14 protein-coding genes are annotated in these 14,669 nt (G+C 38.3%); 7 read left to right on the forward strand and 7 right to left on the reverse strand.

All coding sequences use genetic code 11. The annotated features are described in order from the left end of the window. The first annotated feature begins 11 nt into the window (after positions 1-11). The gene (locus ACWICE_RS16600) at positions 12-1,127 is read left to right on the forward strand and encodes a phosphotransferase enzyme family protein (protein ID WP_313259196.1); all 1,116 of its coding nucleotides are present in this window, start codon (positions 12-14) and stop codon (positions 1,125-1,127) included. Between the two features lies 1 nt (position 1,128). Further along, on the forward strand, positions 1,129-1,767 hold the full coding sequence (locus tag ACWICE_RS16605; RefSeq protein WP_185216269.1) for a carbohydrate-binding family 9-like protein: 639 nt from the start codon (positions 1,129-1,131) through the stop codon (positions 1,765-1,767). A 75-nt stretch (positions 1,768-1,842) separates the two neighbouring features. On the opposite strand, the gene ACWICE_RS16610 is transcribed toward ACWICE_RS16605, so the two are convergent. Further along, positions 1,843-2,400: an NADPH-dependent FMN reductase gene (locus ACWICE_RS16610; protein WP_185216270.1), complete on the reverse strand. Its 558-nt coding sequence runs from the start codon at positions 2,398-2,400 to the stop codon at positions 1,843-1,845. Between the two features lie 83 nt (positions 2,401-2,483). On the opposite strand from ACWICE_RS16610, the gene ACWICE_RS16615 reads away from it, so the two are divergent. The 4 genes from ACWICE_RS16615 to ACWICE_RS16630 all read left to right on the forward strand — a co-directional run bounded on the left by ACWICE_RS16615 (position 2,484) and on the right by ACWICE_RS16630 (position 8,151). Then, complete coding sequence (locus tag ACWICE_RS16615) at positions 2,484-4,928, forward strand: ligase-associated DNA damage response DEXH box helicase (protein ID WP_454298813.1); 2,445 nt, start codon at positions 2,484-2,486, stop codon at positions 4,926-4,928. Next, positions 4,921-5,571 carry a ligase-associated DNA damage response endonuclease PdeM gene (gene pdeM / locus ACWICE_RS16620; RefSeq protein ID WP_454298814.1) on the forward strand — a complete coding sequence of 217 codons (651 nt, stop codon included), beginning with the start codon at positions 4,921-4,923 and terminating at the stop codon, positions 5,569-5,571. Before ACWICE_RS16615 ends, pdeM begins: the two co-directional genes overlap by 8 nt. Positions 5,572-5,676: 105 nt before the next feature. After that, positions 5,677-6,840, forward strand: a complete 1,164-nt coding sequence (locus ACWICE_RS16625; protein WP_454291166.1) for a glycoside hydrolase family 130 protein — start codon at positions 5,677-5,679, stop codon at positions 6,838-6,840. A 21-nt stretch (positions 6,841-6,861) separates the two neighbouring features. Then, entirely contained in the window at positions 6,862-8,151 is a 1,290-nt protein-coding gene (locus ACWICE_RS16630) for a sugar porter family MFS transporter (RefSeq protein ID WP_254527126.1), read from the forward strand. Between the two features lie 52 nt (positions 8,152-8,203). On the opposite strand, the gene ACWICE_RS16635 is transcribed toward ACWICE_RS16630, so the two are convergent. From ACWICE_RS16635 to ACWICE_RS16655, 5 genes are all read right to left on the reverse strand, one after another. Then, positions 8,204-8,821 (reverse strand): hypothetical protein, encoded by a 618-nt coding sequence (locus ACWICE_RS16635; RefSeq protein WP_454298815.1) that lies wholly within the window; start codon positions 8,819-8,821, stop codon positions 8,204-8,206. Between the two features lie 89 nt (positions 8,822-8,910). Further along, the gene (locus ACWICE_RS16640) at positions 8,911-11,181 is read right to left on the reverse strand and encodes a cation:proton antiporter (RefSeq protein WP_454298816.1); all 2,271 of its coding nucleotides are present in this window, start codon (positions 11,179-11,181) and stop codon (positions 8,911-8,913) included. Between the two features lie 147 nt (positions 11,182-11,328). Then, positions 11,329-12,051, reverse strand: a complete 723-nt coding sequence (locus ACWICE_RS16645) for a LytR/AlgR family response regulator transcription factor (protein WP_454298817.1) — start codon at positions 12,049-12,051, stop codon at positions 11,329-11,331. Continuing rightward, on the reverse strand, positions 12,017-12,778 hold the full coding sequence (locus ACWICE_RS16650) for a histidine kinase (protein WP_454298818.1): 762 nt from the start codon (positions 12,776-12,778) through the stop codon (positions 12,017-12,019). The genes ACWICE_RS16645 and ACWICE_RS16650 overlap by 35 nt, the downstream gene beginning before the upstream one ends. An 84-nt stretch (positions 12,779-12,862) precedes the next feature. After that, positions 12,863-13,207 carry a DUF3129 domain-containing protein gene (locus ACWICE_RS16655; RefSeq protein WP_214648406.1) on the reverse strand — a complete coding sequence of 115 codons (345 nt, stop codon included), beginning with the start codon at positions 13,205-13,207 and terminating at the stop codon, positions 12,863-12,865. 161 nt (positions 13,208-13,368) lie between these two features. On the opposite strand from ACWICE_RS16655, the gene ACWICE_RS16660 reads away from it, so the two are divergent. Next, entirely contained in the window at positions 13,369-13,725 is a 357-nt protein-coding gene (locus ACWICE_RS16660; protein WP_454298819.1) for a hypothetical protein, read from the forward strand. 50 nt (positions 13,726-13,775) lie between these two features. Here ACWICE_RS16660 and ACWICE_RS16665 read toward each other — a convergent pair whose 3' ends face one another. Beyond that, positions 13,776-14,549, reverse strand: a complete 774-nt coding sequence (locus ACWICE_RS16665; RefSeq protein WP_454298820.1) for an alpha/beta fold hydrolase — start codon at positions 14,547-14,549, stop codon at positions 13,776-13,778. Between the last annotated feature and the right edge of the window lie 120 nt (positions 14,550-14,669).

Here is a 14,669-nt window from a genome sequence, read left to right on the forward strand (position 1 = left end):
AATTAAGAGTAATGTCAACCAAAAAAACTGAAAATAGCATTAGATCGGCGGAGAAATTTAAATTAGAAGGTGAAATCATTGATTCTGTACCTTTTGGGTCTGGTCATATCAATGATACCTTTAAGATAACAACCAATAGCCAACAAAATAACCTTTATTTATTGCAGCGCATTAACCATCATATTTTCCAAGACGTGGAAGGCCTGATGAATAATATTGAAAGTGTCTGTGAGCACCTCAAGAAAAAATTAGCACACTTAGGGGAAAAGGAAGTCTTGAAGAGAACAATGACTATTGTTCCTACCATAGATGAAAAAAACTACTATCAAGATGAAAATGGTGATTATTGGCGCGTATTCCATTTGATTCCTGATACTAGGAGTTATGATATCTTGGAGACCCAAGAGCAGGCTTATTCTGGTGGAATGGCATTTGGACAATTCCAGAAACAATTGAGTGACCTTGATCCTAAAACCATAGTTGAAATACTTCCCAATTTCCACAACATCGAATTTAGATTGAATAACCTTCGCGAAGCAATTGAGAAAAATCCGGCAAAGCGTGTGGAGAAAATCCAGGATCTATTGGATTATATCTTTGAGCGCGAGGAAAAGATGAGGACGATCCTAGAATTAGGCCGTTCCAATCAATTGCCTTTGAGAATTACCCATAATGACACAAAATTCAACAATGTTTTGTTGGATAAGGACGATAACGTGCAATGTGTCATTGATTTGGATACGGTAATGCCAGGTTATGTAGCCTATGATTTTGGAGACGCCATCCGTACCATTATCAATTCAGCAGCAGAAGATGAAGCTGATGTATCAAAAATTGTCTTAAATATTCCATTGTTCCAATCATTTACGGCTGGATATCTATCAGAAGCTAAGGAGTTTTTGACCGAAACAGAAGTGGATTCTCTTATTCCTGCTGTTCATTTATTGCCCTATATGCAAGCTGTCAGGTTCTTGACCGATTATATCAATGGGGACACCTATTATAAAATCGCTTACCCAGAGCATAACCTGGTAAGGACAAAAGCTCAATTGAAGCTTGTTCATGAACTTGAAGAAAACAATGATAAATTAACAAGTATATTAGCGGAGAATCTAATGTCTAACTAATATGAAGGAACTTATTGTTAAAAAAATCGATCTTACAGGCGTTGAATTAGATTACGCCAGCCTTTCAAAGGGACTGTTTGGATTAGATTGGAACCAAATAGACCAAGCACCTTGGCAAACTGAGTTTCCGGTAAACCCTGAAGTAAGATTTCAGATTGCCTATGATCAGGAGTCGATTTATGTCCATTATCATGTTCAGGAGGAATTTGTAAAAGCTCAATATATCCGTCCGAATGAAAATATTTGGGAAGATAGCTGTGTTGAGTTCTTTATTTCATTTGATGATCGCAAGACCTATTATAATTTTGAATTTAATGTATTAGGCGCAGGTCTGATCGGTTATGGAACCTCGGATAAGACATCCAGAAATAGATTGACTGCAGAGGAGATATTAAGTGTGAGTACCTTCACCCAAGTAAAGAATCTTCAAGGTGATAAGACTTGGGATATGATCTTGGTCATTCCGATTTCTTTATTTGGAAAAAAAGCGGATGAATTAGGGGGAACAACAGTTCAAGCAAATTTCTATAAATGTGGGGACAGTTTACCAAATCCTCATTTTGTAGCTTGGAATGACATCGATTTTCCAAAACCTAATTTTCATTTACCAGCATTCTTTGGTGAAATCAAGTTTCAATAAACAAAAAAAAACATCGGCAAGTGGATTGAGTTTTCAACTTGCCGACATTGCATTCATTTAGCCAATACTATTCGGCTATTTTAAGAATTTTTCAATCCATTCTTTATAGGCTACCATAAAGGAGTCCAAGAATTTCTGACAATCTTTGTTAACCAATTTTCCTTGTTCATCGAAATTTGCTGCAACATTACCTATATAGGCTTCCGGTTGAGCCATGGTTGGCACATTGATAAAGACCAATGATTGCCTTAAATGATGATTGGCACCAAATCCACCGATTGCTCCAATAGAGGAGCTGATCACGCCGCCTGGTTTACCATTCCAAACATTTTTACCATATGGTCTTGAAGCAACATCTATGGCATTCTTCAGCACTGCAGATACCCCACGGTTATATTCTGGAGTGACAAAAAGCACTGCATCTAATTCGGACACGGCTTTCCTGAAATCAACATATTCCTTAGGAGGATTTCCTTGATCTAAATCTTCGTTATAATATGGAAGTTGGCCAATTTCTAGAATCTCTAATTCCAAACCTGCCGGTGGATTAGAAACCAGATAGTTAGCGATTTTCTTATTGAAAGACTCTTTTCTCAAACTTCCTACAAAAACACCTATTTTTTTATTTGTCATAATATTTACTTTGTTATTGGTTATAACAAATTACTTCATAAAAAGTTATTAAGATATTATTAATTCTTATTTTCATTCTTTGGATGTCTACAGTGAAAAATGAATTTGCGGAAGTATGGTTCTTTAACCAGGGATGGAAGGCGCATGCCTTTCAGGAGCAGTGTTGGAAGGCAATTTCCAATGGAGAATCTGGAATCCTGAATGCGCCGACTGGCTATGGAAAGACCTTTGCGATCTGGTTTGGGATCATTGCTCAATACTATGCTAAAATGGCAAATCCCAAAGCAAGCAAGAAAAAACACCTGCATGCCCTTTGGATTACCCCGTTGCGAGCGCTTTCCAAGGAAATCCATAAAGCGACCAATCAAGTTTCAACTGACTTGGACCTTGATTATCAGATTGAATTGCGGACAGGAGATACTTCCACCAGCATTCGCCAGAAACAGCGAAAAAACCCACCGCAAGCTTTAATTACGACGCCGGAGAGTGTGCATCTGATCCTTGCAACAAAAGGAGGACAGGAATATTTTAAGAATCTGGAGTTCATTGTAGTTGATGAATGGCATGAACTGTTGGGATCCAAGCGAGGTGTGTTAATTGAGCTTGCGCTAAGTCGCTTAAAGGCCATAAATCCTAACCTGAAGATTTGGGGTATATCGGCAACGATCGGTAACCTAGAGGAAGCAAAAGATATACTATTAGGTCCAGGAACCCTTGGAACTCTCATTAAGGCTGATATCCATAAAAAAATGGACATTCAGACGGTCTTTCCGGATAATCTGGAGAAATTTCCTTGGGCTGGCCATTTAGGGATTAAACTATTGGACAAGGTCGTCGATATTATCAATAATTACCAAACAACATTAATTTTCACCAATACAAGGTCGCAGGCCGAAATCTGGTACCAGCAGATCATTACCTATTATCCAGAATTTGCCGGACTGCTGGCCATCCACCATGGCTCATTAAGTGACGAGGTCCGCAATTGGGTAGAGGAGTCCCTGCATGAAGGAAAATTAAAGGCGGTAGTCTGTACGAGCAGCTTGGACCTAGGGGTTGATTTTAGGCCCGTGGACTGCGTAGTCCAAGTTGGATCGCCAAAAGGTATTGCCAGGTTCCTGCAAAGGGCAGGACGCTCGGGCCATAGGCCTGATGCTACCTCTATCATCTATTACGTGCCTACCAATTCCTTAGAGATCATTGAGGGAGATTCCTTGAAATTTGCCGTGAAGGAGAAAATCGTGGAAAGTCGGATTCCCTATTTAAGATCTTTTGATGTTTTGATCCAATATCTTATGACCTTGGCTGTAGGAGATGGATTTTATGCAGATGAAATCCTGCAAGAAGTAGCTCAAACCCACTGTTTTGAATCGATAACCCAAGAGGAATTTGACCAATGCATGTCCTTATTGATCCATGGGGGATCAACCCTTCAAGCGTATGATGATTTCCATCGCTTGGTTTTGGAAGAAGGGGTATACAAGGTGACTTCAAGAAAGTTGGCGATGCGACATCGATTGTCTATAGGTGCCATTGTATCAGATCTGATGATGCGGGTGAAATTCCTTTCTGGAAAATATTTGGGATCCATAGAAGAGTCCTTTATCTCAAAATTGAATATCGGCGATGTTTTTTGGTTTTCCGGTCGGCAGCTGGAGCTGGTTCAGATTATTGCAAATGATGCTATCGTGAAGGCATCTGAAAAGAAAAAAGGTGTGGTACCCTCATGGATGGGTGGGCGATTTGCCATTTCTCCAGACCTTGGGATTGCTATTCGACATAGTTTTAAGAGTATCCATAAAACTGTAGGGATAAGTCCAGAAATAAAATTCTTGAAACCATTATTTAAAGAGCAGGAGCAACTCTCGGCCCTTCCGAAAGAAGATGAGCTCTTGGTCGAATATATACAGACCAAGTATGGCTTCCATCTCTTTTTCTATCCATTTGAAGGAAAGCTCGTCCATGAAGGAATGGCTCAGGTTGTGGCCTATCGATTGAGTCTGTTAAAACCTGCAACTTTCTCCATTGCGACAAATGAATATGGGATTGAGCTTCTTTCCGAAACAGATTATGAAATAGACACTCAACTGTTAAAGCAAATTTTCAGTCCACAGGACCTGCACAAGGACATCAATTCTGGAATCAATGTTCAGGAAATGGCAAGAAGGAGGTTTCGGGACATAGCTGGTATTGCAGGACTGATATTTCAGGGGTTTCCAGGAAAGCAGATGAAAAGCAAGCATTTGCAGGCGAATGCCGGGCTGTTTTTTTCTGTTTTTTCTGAATATGAGCCCTCCAATCTTCTGTTACGGGAGGCTTATGATGAAGTTTTTGATTTTCAATTGGAAAAAGGGAGAATGCAGCTTGCCTTTGAACGAATCTCGAAACATAAGATTATTTTTAGTAGACCTTCTAAATTAACTCCCTTTGCGTTCCCTATATTTGCAGAATCTTTTCGAGAGCGCTATTCCAATGAAGATTGGCAAAGTCGATTGGAAAAGCTGAAAAATCAACTATTAGATGGCTAAACGCTTAGAGTTAAATGGATTGGAAATGTATCTGTTACCCCAAAAGGTGATGTATATTCCCAAATATTTTATGTTGATCATCTCCGATTGGCATCTCGGTAAATTAGCCCATTTTCGCAAGGAAGGTCTTTTTATTCCAGCACCAAACATTGATGAAGAGCTGGAAAGGATGAACCTTTTGATTGATGACCTTGATATCAAGGAAATCGTTTTCTTAGGGGATCTTTTCCATTCCGAATGGAATTCCGATTGGGAAAAATTAAAATCCCATATAAACAGCATCAGTAAATACTCGATCCAATTTACCCTGACCAAAGGGAACCATGATATCTTGAAGGAAAAGCATTTTCAAGATATGAACATGAAGATCAAGGATGAAGTATTATTAGCTGAAGGAGTGATTCTCTCCCATGAGCCCATAATTGGCTTACCAGATTACATGTTCAATATAGTAGGGCATATTCATCCAGGCTGTCTCATCGAAGCAGGAGGAAGGCAATCTTTTCGACTGCCATGCTTTTTTATTCAGGATAAAGTGCTCACGATGCCGGCATTTGGAAAATACACAGGTTTGCACCTGGTGAAGAAAGATAGAAACAACAAGATTTTCGTCATTGTAAACGATTCTGTACTTGAGCTTTAATAAACAATTGCTATTGTAGAAATAATTTTTAGTCTTATATTAGATATATCAAATTGCTAAAGCGGTTTACTGATTTGATTTATTAACCTAATTAATCTGAAAAGCATGTCCAATAGATTGTTTTCCATTGCTCTATTGTTTCTTTTTGTCAGCTGCATATCGACCAAACCAGATGCGGCGATAACTAAGGATATTGTCTGGACCTTAGGCGGATTTGAACGGCCCAATGCTGTCAATCCCATTATCCTTCCTGATTCCACTTCTACTTTTATGGATCCGATGAGTGACTCCTTGGTCCGTTGGGAGGAAAATGACACTTTTAACCCCGGCGCTGTCGTGAAAGATGGTAAAGTATATGTTCTGTACCGTGCTGAGGATAAATTTGGTATTGGGATAGGTTTCAGGACTTCCAGATTGGGTTTGGCGGAGAGTAATGATGGCATCCACTTTAAGAGGCGCAAAGAACCTGTCTTATTTCCGGATAAGGACAGCCAACGCGAATATGAATGGCCAGGAGGTTTGGAAGATCCACGATTGGCCGTTACAGAAGATGGCACTTATGTCGTGTTCTATACACAATGGAACAGGAAAATGCCGCGCTTAGGAGTTGCAACTTCCAAAGATTTGATCACTTGGCAAAAGCATGGACCAATATTCAAGAATGCCAAATACCAAAAGGTCTATCAGGAGCCTCATAAATCGGCCTCGATTGTGACCACCCTAAAGAATGACAGATTGGTCATAAGTAAAGTAAATGGCAAATATTTTATGTATTGGGGTGAACATGGCGTATCTGGAGCAACTTCCACAGACCTGATCAATTGGGAACCGGTATTGGATGAAGAGGGACACCTAGCGAAATTTATTTCTCCTCGCGAAGGGTATTTTGATTCAGCCCTGACCGAATGCGGGCCTCCAGCTGTCCTAACCGATAAGGGTATTTTACTATTGTACAATGGTAAGAACCATGATAAAAAAGAATTAGCAGATCCAAGATTTAATATTGGTACTTACAGTGCAGGGCAGGTGTTATTTTCCAATACCGATCCTACACATGTCATCCAACGTATGGATGTCCCTTTCCTGAGACCTATGGAAGAATTTGAGAAATCAGGTCAGTATAAGGATGGGACAGTATTTATTCAAGGATTGACCTATTTTAAGAATAAATGGTATCTCTATTATGGCTGTGCGGATTCTAGAGTGGCAGTTGCCGTCTATGATCCCACAAAATTAACTGATTTTGATCCAGTACCCGAAAGTAAATAACCACTGAAAACACCTAAACCTATGAGTAAAATTTGGAAATACGTATTTATAGCCTCTTTAGGAGGATTCCTATTCGGTTTTGAGACTGCTGTCATTTCGGGAGCCGAAAAGATCATACAGGAATTGTGGCATCTTAATTCATTCTGGCATGGATTTACAGTTTCGATATCCTTGATCGGAACCATCTTTGGAGCCATCGCTGCTGCAAAACCTGCCCAAAAATATGGTAGGAAAAGAGTGCTACAGGTGGTTGCCGTAATGTACCTATTTTCGGCAATAGGCTGTGGACTATCTTTTAACTGGTATATGTTTTTATTCTTCAGGTTCTTGGGCGGATTATCTGTTGGGGTTAGTTCCGTGGTAGGTCCTCTGTATATATCAGAAATAGCACCAGCCAAACTAAGGGGAAGAATGACTGGAATGTTCCAGATTATGATTGTCAGCGGTATCTTTATCGCTTTCCTGACGAATTATTTATTTGCAAATTTCGGAGACGATGCTTGGCGATACATGTTAGGAATCATGGCCATACCTTCATTAGCTTTTCTATTATTGCTCAATACCATTCCGTTTTCTCCACGTTGGCTAGCATTGAATAACAGAAAAGAAGAGGCCAAGAAAGTATTTGATGACTTAGGCCAAACCTATGAGGAAACGCTCAATACAGAAAATGCAAGTTCAGAAAAAGTTCCATTGTTCCAGGCGAAATATAGGAAACCGATCATTTACGCGGTCCTATTGGCGGTTTTTAATCAATTCACTGGGATCAATGCCATTCTGTACTATGCGCCACGAATATTTGAAATGGCAGGATTCAGTAGGGATCTGGCCTTTCTACAACCAATTTTCATAGGTGGTACCAACCTGTTGTTTACCCTGATCGGGATGAGCATTATCGATAAATATGGGCGAAAGAAACTATTGTTAAGTGGGGCAGTGGGGATGTTTATCTTTTTGGTATTGACTGCATTTGGCTTGAAAGGTGGAGCATCGGAGTTCCTGTTATTCTATATCATAGGTTTTATTGCATCATTTGCACTATCTCAGGGAGCCGTTATTTGGGTCTTTATTTCTGAAATTTTCCCGAATGCCGTTCGAGCTCAAGGCACATCCTTAGGGAGTACCACGCATTGGGTGATGGCTGCGTTAATTTCTTGGGTTTTCCCGATCGTGGTCGAAAATTTTGCTTCTGGCGGTTTCTATATCTTTTTGTTCTATGCCATCATGGTGGTAGTATCCTTCTTCTTTGTGATGCGCATGCCGGAGACCAAAGGAAAGTCTCTAGAACAGATTCAAGAAGAATTAAAATAAATATAATGGGCTACAAGAAATTGTAGCCCATTTAAGTTTGGAGCATGTATTATCAATAATCTCCAGTTTGCATATATTTTTTGCTTGCTTCAATATCATTGCGGATATGTCTTATTTTCCTGTTTTCATAATAATTGACATACTCCTCACGACTCTTGAATTTTGCATCAGGATTTTGCTCGTATGAAGAAATAGTTGACAATATATCCTTGCTCAATGGATTGGATTTTTGGGAATCTTTCAAGTATGCTTTCATTTCTTCCCTGTCATGACCGAAGATTAATTCAACATCCAAATGGAATACATTTCCATAGGCAAATTTGGACATAAAAAGTTGATAGATGTCTTCATTGTCCATATGCTTATACAATAGATAGGCAATTACATCTAAAGCATAATATGGTATTTCAAGTTCTTGACCTTTGATCTCTTCGTCAAGAATCCATTTAATCAAGGGTTTATCGGCGGCATTGTTTTCATTGAACAGTTCCAGAATCAACATGGCCCGATCCCAAGCATTTCGATCATAGGACCATTTGTTGTCTGGAGTAGGATGTGTATCCAGTTTAAAGCGATCTAGTTTTGATGGATCTGGATTAACCCTGAATTCTTCTATAATTGCTCTTAATTCTTGATCTTGTTCTTCCATATTGATATAGCGTGATTTCATTTAAAATATTAAAAATTGATTAAAAAATAAAATCTGATGATAATAATCAATTCAAATTAAGCTGAATGTAAATGCTAATTCATGTTCTATTATTTCTTTAAGACTAATACGGAGGTCATTTCGGTTTGCCATACCTTATTACTTTCGATCAATTCCCGCCAGCTTTCAGCACTGATCAATAATAGATCATGATCCTTGAATAATTGTGCATCCAGATCTATTGCTTCAAATTTGCTAATGTGATTAGGTGCCTTTAAAGCGATGGCGCGAACCATTTCTGATGCCTTTTTATCATCCTGCAGAATATGATGGAAATCGATTATAGTGACCTGAGATTGGGAATTATGGATGAATTTTTGGATATAGAGTAATAAATCCAAATCTTCCTTTCCATAAATAGGTAGTAGGATTTTATCCAAATTCTTTAATCCTTTGTCCATGAAAATCCCTACAGGCACCTTAGTTTTATGCATGATCTGTATGGTACTATCAGAAAATGAAGAATTATTAAAAGGACTTTCCTTTTCCTTAGCTCTATAGATCAAAGTTTCCGGATTGATGATCCTAGTGGTAACACCAAGGATTTTACCCAAGAATGTTCCATCATAAATTGATTGTCCTATTCCAATTAAAAGTAGATCAAAATCACCATCATTGGCAATTTCTGCTACATCTGCTTCCAGATTACTGGATGCCTTGAATAGTGTACTGATCTTTTGCTCCAAGAACTTTGATTCTTGTACGATAGGTTCAAAAGTTTCAAATTCATATAAATCTGAATTTAGATAGGTCAAGTCACTCGTAGGTGTGAGGTGCATAGCGGTAATGGATGAACTTTGGTCCAATTGCTTTACCATAGCGTTGGCAAGCCTCAGAAGAGAAGGACTTGTTTCTGGATTCCCGAAGGATATTAGTATGTTATACTTGCCTTGACGACTGATTTCTTCTGGAACGACATCCTCCGTAGATTTAAAAATCTTATTGAATAGATCGATTGCTGGTCCGGTCATAAAGGTGGTGACCAGAGCCATAATAACCATCATGGCGAATATTTCAGCATTCAATACCCCTAGATCAAATCCAATATTCAGTACGATCAATTCCATCAAGCCACGGGTGTTCATCAATGCACCTATGGTCAGACTATCTTTCCAATTTTGCCCCATAAACTTGGCAGCTAGGGAACTCCCTACAAATTTACCGACAACAGCAACTAAAATAATCCAGCCAGTTACTTTCCATAAATAGGGTTCGTTTAACAGGCCTATTTCTGTCCTTAATCCTGTAAAAACAAAGAATAATGGCAAGAGAAGAACTAAGGCTACATCTTCTACCTTTTCGATAAATATATTCCTAAATCTGGAGTTTTCAGGCATGATAGCACCGGCCATAAATGCTCCGAACAGCGCATGAATACCGATGACCTCTGTAAGGTAGGAAGATACCAGTAAAGTCAAAAAGAAGATGGCAACAATGGATTTGTTGAGGTTTTCCCGAGTAGAATGAATATCACCAATCCTTTTAAGGAAAGGTTTGACTACCTTGATCATCAATAAAACATATGCAATTGCCAATGCAATCACATATAATGAGCTAACAAAAGAACCTGCCTTCACGATAGCAATAACAGCAGCTAGAAGACACCAAGCTGTGATGTCATCAGCAGCGGCACAGGTGATAGCAATGGTTCCAACCCTTGTTTTCTGCATGTGACGTTCCTGAACAATTCTTGCTAACACTGGAAAGGCCGTAATACTCATGGAAATACCAATAAACAAGGCAAAGGAAGAGAATGCGATTCCCTCGGGAGCAAAGCTTTGATAGATAAAATAGGCCAATCCTACTCCTAGAGCAAACGGAAGGATAATACTGGCATGGCTGATGACTATTGCATCATGGGCTTTTTTCTGAAGGACCTTTAAATCCAACTCCATGCCGATCACAAACATAAATAGGATCAGTCCAATCTGGCTCAAAAACTGAAGGTTTCCAAAAGAAGCCTCTGGAAATAGGGCAGCGGAAAAGTCTGGAAAATACATGCCCAAAAAGGAAGGACCCAAGACTATACCTGCAATGATTTCACCGATAACGGATGGTTGGCCAATCTTTTTGAAGAGCCATCCAAAAAGCCTTGCGACTAATATGATAACAATGATCTGTACCAATAAAATAGCTAATGGATGCTGTAAGTTGTGCAACATGGAACTCAGAAACTCTTCCCAATTGGAAAGATTAGAGCCCATATTTTCAACATGCCTTCCTTCTTCCATAAATGAACCATGGTTGATAATCCAATAAATCAATAAGGAAAACCCTCCAATGATTACTATATAAAAGAAGCTGCTTTTTAAGTTCTTCATACAATAATTCCTCTTTCTATTTTTGTTTTGGTGTCAGTTTCTGCGCAGTCTGACGGGTTGAAAATAGAAAATAATAAACTTAAATAACCTGCTCAGTGCTCTGATAGGGCAAAAAATGTAATGAAAGGGAGCTATTATGTAGCGAAACTATAAACTGACCTTTTGGATAAAAGAGGTTTTATAGATTTCACTCAGATTAAAGGAGAGGGGAACATCGGTTCCAATGCTAAGGTTTGTTTTGATTTCATCATGTGAAAAGGAACGGATGATGTTCATGGATATGATTTCTTTTTTATTGATTCTGCAAAACTGCATTTCGGGAAGAATCTCTAGCAATTTATCAAAGGATATATTTTTCAATGTTACTTCCTTCTGGTCAAAGAGGCGAACGATTTTGTCACGGCTATCTAGGGAGGAAGTTTGAATATAGGCAATCTGATCAAAATAAAGCAGGTATTTTCCTTGATCGGTATTTAATTGCACGAAGTTTTTTTCTTCAATCGGTTTTCTGCCTCTAATACTTAATAGCTTTTGGATGGCTTGCTTTAAGCGATCTATCTTTAGTGGCTTCCGGATATAATCTACAGCTTGCAAGTCGAATGCATCAGCTGCATACTCAGCATAGGCCGTAATAAAGATAATGGGCTTGCCTTTTAACTGTTCAGCTAATTCGAGTCCGTTTAAGTCCGGCATTTCAATATCCGAGATCAAAAGGTCATATTCCAGCATAGGAAGTTCCGCCAATAAATCTTTCGGAGAATTAAAGGATTTAACGATTTCCAGATCTGGAATCTGCTGACATAGTAGTTTCAGATATTGTAGGCTTGGCAGCTCATCATCGAGCAGCAAGCACCTTAGCTTTGTAGTCAAGTAAATTGATTTTTAAATGGGCGATGTAAACATCACCTTCAATGAATTTATCAAGTTTGTAATTGTCTTTATAGACAATGTTCAATCTTTGCTCCAACATTTTGGATCCATAGCCGGTATTATCTTTTTGAATAGGCTCTTTCTTTGATATTTTATTGGCTACAGTCAATGAGAATATATTGTCCTTGAATTCAAATGTAACCGAAATGAAAGCATTTGGACTTTGGATATCGGCATGTTTGAAAGCGTTTTCGATCAGGTCTGTACTCAACATGGGAACCATCAGTTTTTGGTTCAATAGTGGTTCATTTTCTCTTACCTTCTGTTTAACCTTTAGATCGAATAATGGGCTCAGTTTTATCTTATTGATTTCAATCAAGCTCATCGCAAAGGAAATCTCCTGTTGAGGCGTGACAAACTTCTTGCTGCTTTCGTATAATATATAATCCAGTACATTGGAAAGCGAATCTAAGGAATGGAAAGTCTGGTAGGCATGGGATTGAATTGAATTTAATACATTCTTGAACAAATGGGGATTGAGCTTGTAATCTATATCTTTCAATTGATGGCTATGCAGTTCACCTTCGATCTTATTAAGTTTGTTTGCCAATGATTTCACCTCTTTTTGGCTCTTTAATAAATAAATCAATAGCAGGATTATGACAAGCAGTAGCGCCGCCAATAGGATGACTGAATAGGTATTGAATTGAATTTGTACCAGTAACATATGGGATTAAATATACTGGATTTCAAATGGTATCCAAAAATATTGAATAGATTGCTTATGAATGATTTATGCTTTTAAAGCAAATTATTGCTCATCTACCATAGATTTTCCCTTTGAAAAATCTCCGGAAGTCCATTCCCAATTTTCGTGAAGCCTGATTTTTCCATTGTCCAATATTTCAGGTATTGATTCACATTTTCCTGTCATCAATGCGCCTGAGCTATTTACCTGATGATATGTCATTTCAATCGTTCCATATTCACTGACTATGCCTAATAGATGTCCGTATTTAATATTGCCACCCTGATAGTCAGCAAAAACAATATTGCCAATTTGTTTATAATGAAAGATGGTTTCTGAGGAAGTTTCTCCGTTTTCGGAATTACTTACCGTGCGGAATGATTTGTTATGATAGTTTACCATTAACATAATAGGAATAATTTTTTAATAAATTTATTTCATTCATCTTTAAAATCATAGTTCTTTCAAAGAAAAAAAATGAAAAAGATAGTTCTGCATTTTTGTTTCCATTACCTGATATTGGCATTAATCTTGATAATTTGATGGCTTATCAAGAAATTTAGGTTAAGATGAGAAAACTGCTTATTGGTTTATTAATGGTTTCTATTGGATTTACAGCCTGTGTGAAAGATGAATTTAATGTAGATGACGAAGTTTCCATTGTTGGTTCGATATGGAAAGGAAAAGGAAAATTGGATGCAGATTCCGATTCTATAGATCTCGAATTAAGCTTCTTTAAAGATGGGATGCTCCATGCAGTTTATGATACAACAAAGTGGGAGGGAACCTATAATTTTAATTTGGAATCGAATGAAGGTATTATCATTGACACTGCTGACAGGCAAATCCCATTTAATATAAAGGTAGATACGCTTAAGTTCTTCAGTTTAAAGGGTGATACTATCCGATTGCAAAAGATTAAGTAATATCTATAAAATGCTAAAAGCTGATTTAAGGATTAAATCAGCATTTTTATTTATTTCAGAAACTTTTCTATCATGGCAACTGGAAGGTCTTCATCCATGAAATCTGGACCTACAGTAGTGATTTCTCCGTAATACTCGCCATGTACGCCTGGAACAATGGCCAACTGGCCATTTGGAATTAATCTTTCAAGTTCCTTTCCATGTTCTGGAAGGATTACATCTTGCTCTGCTATAATTATTATTGTCGGAGCTTGGATAGATTGAAGATCTTGATCAGATATATCCTTAAAATTTATCATTCTTGCCGCATCCTTATCATGCATGTTTTTTAAAGCATCCTCTGATGGATTAACCTTTAGAAATGCCTCTTTTAAAAGTGTTGGCATATTATCTAAGCTGGCATTCTTCATAAATTCCCAAAAGCCATCTGCTACGCCATTGCGCTTCGCCAATGGAGATCCTAAGATAAGCTTGTTTACTTTCTGAGTATGGTTGATGGCTAGTTGCAGTGCTGTAGTTGCACCATTGCTGAAGCCTAGAATATCTGCTTTCTTGATGTCTAGATAGTTCATGAGTTGGGCGACATCCTCGGCATCTTGAGTAAAGGAAGACGGTGAATTCCTATCTGCTGTTCTGCCATGGGCTTGAGATTCTATGGCGATGATCTGGTGATTTTTTGATAATAAGGGAATGATTCGTTCAAAACTGCTTTGGATGGTAGATCCACCACCATGTAGCATAATTAATGGGAAACCATTGCCGTAAATCTCGTAGTAGATTTGGATGTCGTTTATTAGGGCGTTGTTGGATATTGAGGGTTGCATGTTGAAGAGGATTTGTGATAGGATAAATTTAAGGAATGGGAGGGGGAATTGAATTGTCCTGGGACAAGAAATTTGGTATATCTAATCACAGCAACCGTGAGGGATTGGTTCAGCCCCAAA

This window comes from Sphingobacterium sp. NPDC055346 (assembly GCF_053645235.1).

What these genes read in the sequence shown, in the direction of transcription:
- ACWICE_RS16635 (WP_454298815.1), bottom strand. Translation starts at nt 8,821, where the DNA reads ATGAAATCACGCTATATCAATATGGAAGAACAAGATCAAGAATTAAGA.
- ACWICE_RS16655 (WP_214648406.1), bottom strand. Translation starts at nt 13,207, where the DNA reads ATGTTAATGGTAAACTATCATAACAAATCATTCCGCACGGTAAGTAAT.
- ACWICE_RS16630 (WP_254527126.1), top strand. Translation starts at nt 6,862, where the DNA reads ATGAGTAAAATTTGGAAATACGTATTTATAGCCTCTTTAGGAGGATTC.
- ACWICE_RS16640 (WP_454298816.1), bottom strand. Translation starts at nt 11,181, where the DNA reads ATGAAGAACTTAAAAAGCAGCTTCTTTTATATAGTAATCATTGGAGGG.
- ACWICE_RS16650 (WP_454298818.1), bottom strand. Translation starts at nt 12,778, where the DNA reads ATGTTACTGGTACAAATTCAATTCAATACCTATTCAGTCATCCTATTG.
- ACWICE_RS16665 (WP_454298820.1), bottom strand. Translation starts at nt 14,549, where the DNA reads ATGCAACCCTCAATATCCAACAACGCCCTAATAAACGACATCCAAATC.
- ACWICE_RS16600 (WP_313259196.1), top strand. Translation starts at nt 12, where the DNA reads ATGTCAACCAAAAAAACTGAAAATAGCATTAGATCGGCGGAGAAATTT.
- ACWICE_RS16660 (WP_454298819.1), top strand. Translation starts at nt 13,369, where the DNA reads ATGAGAAAACTGCTTATTGGTTTATTAATGGTTTCTATTGGATTTACA.
- ACWICE_RS16605 (WP_185216269.1), top strand. Translation starts at nt 1,129, where the DNA reads ATGAAGGAACTTATTGTTAAAAAAATCGATCTTACAGGCGTTGAATTA.
- pdeM (WP_454298814.1), top strand. Translation starts at nt 4,921, where the DNA reads ATGGCTAAACGCTTAGAGTTAAATGGATTGGAAATGTATCTGTTACCC.
- ACWICE_RS16615 (WP_454298813.1), top strand. Translation starts at nt 2,484, where the DNA reads ATGTCTACAGTGAAAAATGAATTTGCGGAAGTATGGTTCTTTAACCAG.
- ACWICE_RS16610 (WP_185216270.1), bottom strand. Translation starts at nt 2,400, where the DNA reads ATGACAAATAAAAAAATAGGTGTTTTTGTAGGAAGTTTGAGAAAAGAG.
- ACWICE_RS16625 (WP_454291166.1), top strand. Translation starts at nt 5,677, where the DNA reads ATGTCCAATAGATTGTTTTCCATTGCTCTATTGTTTCTTTTTGTCAGC.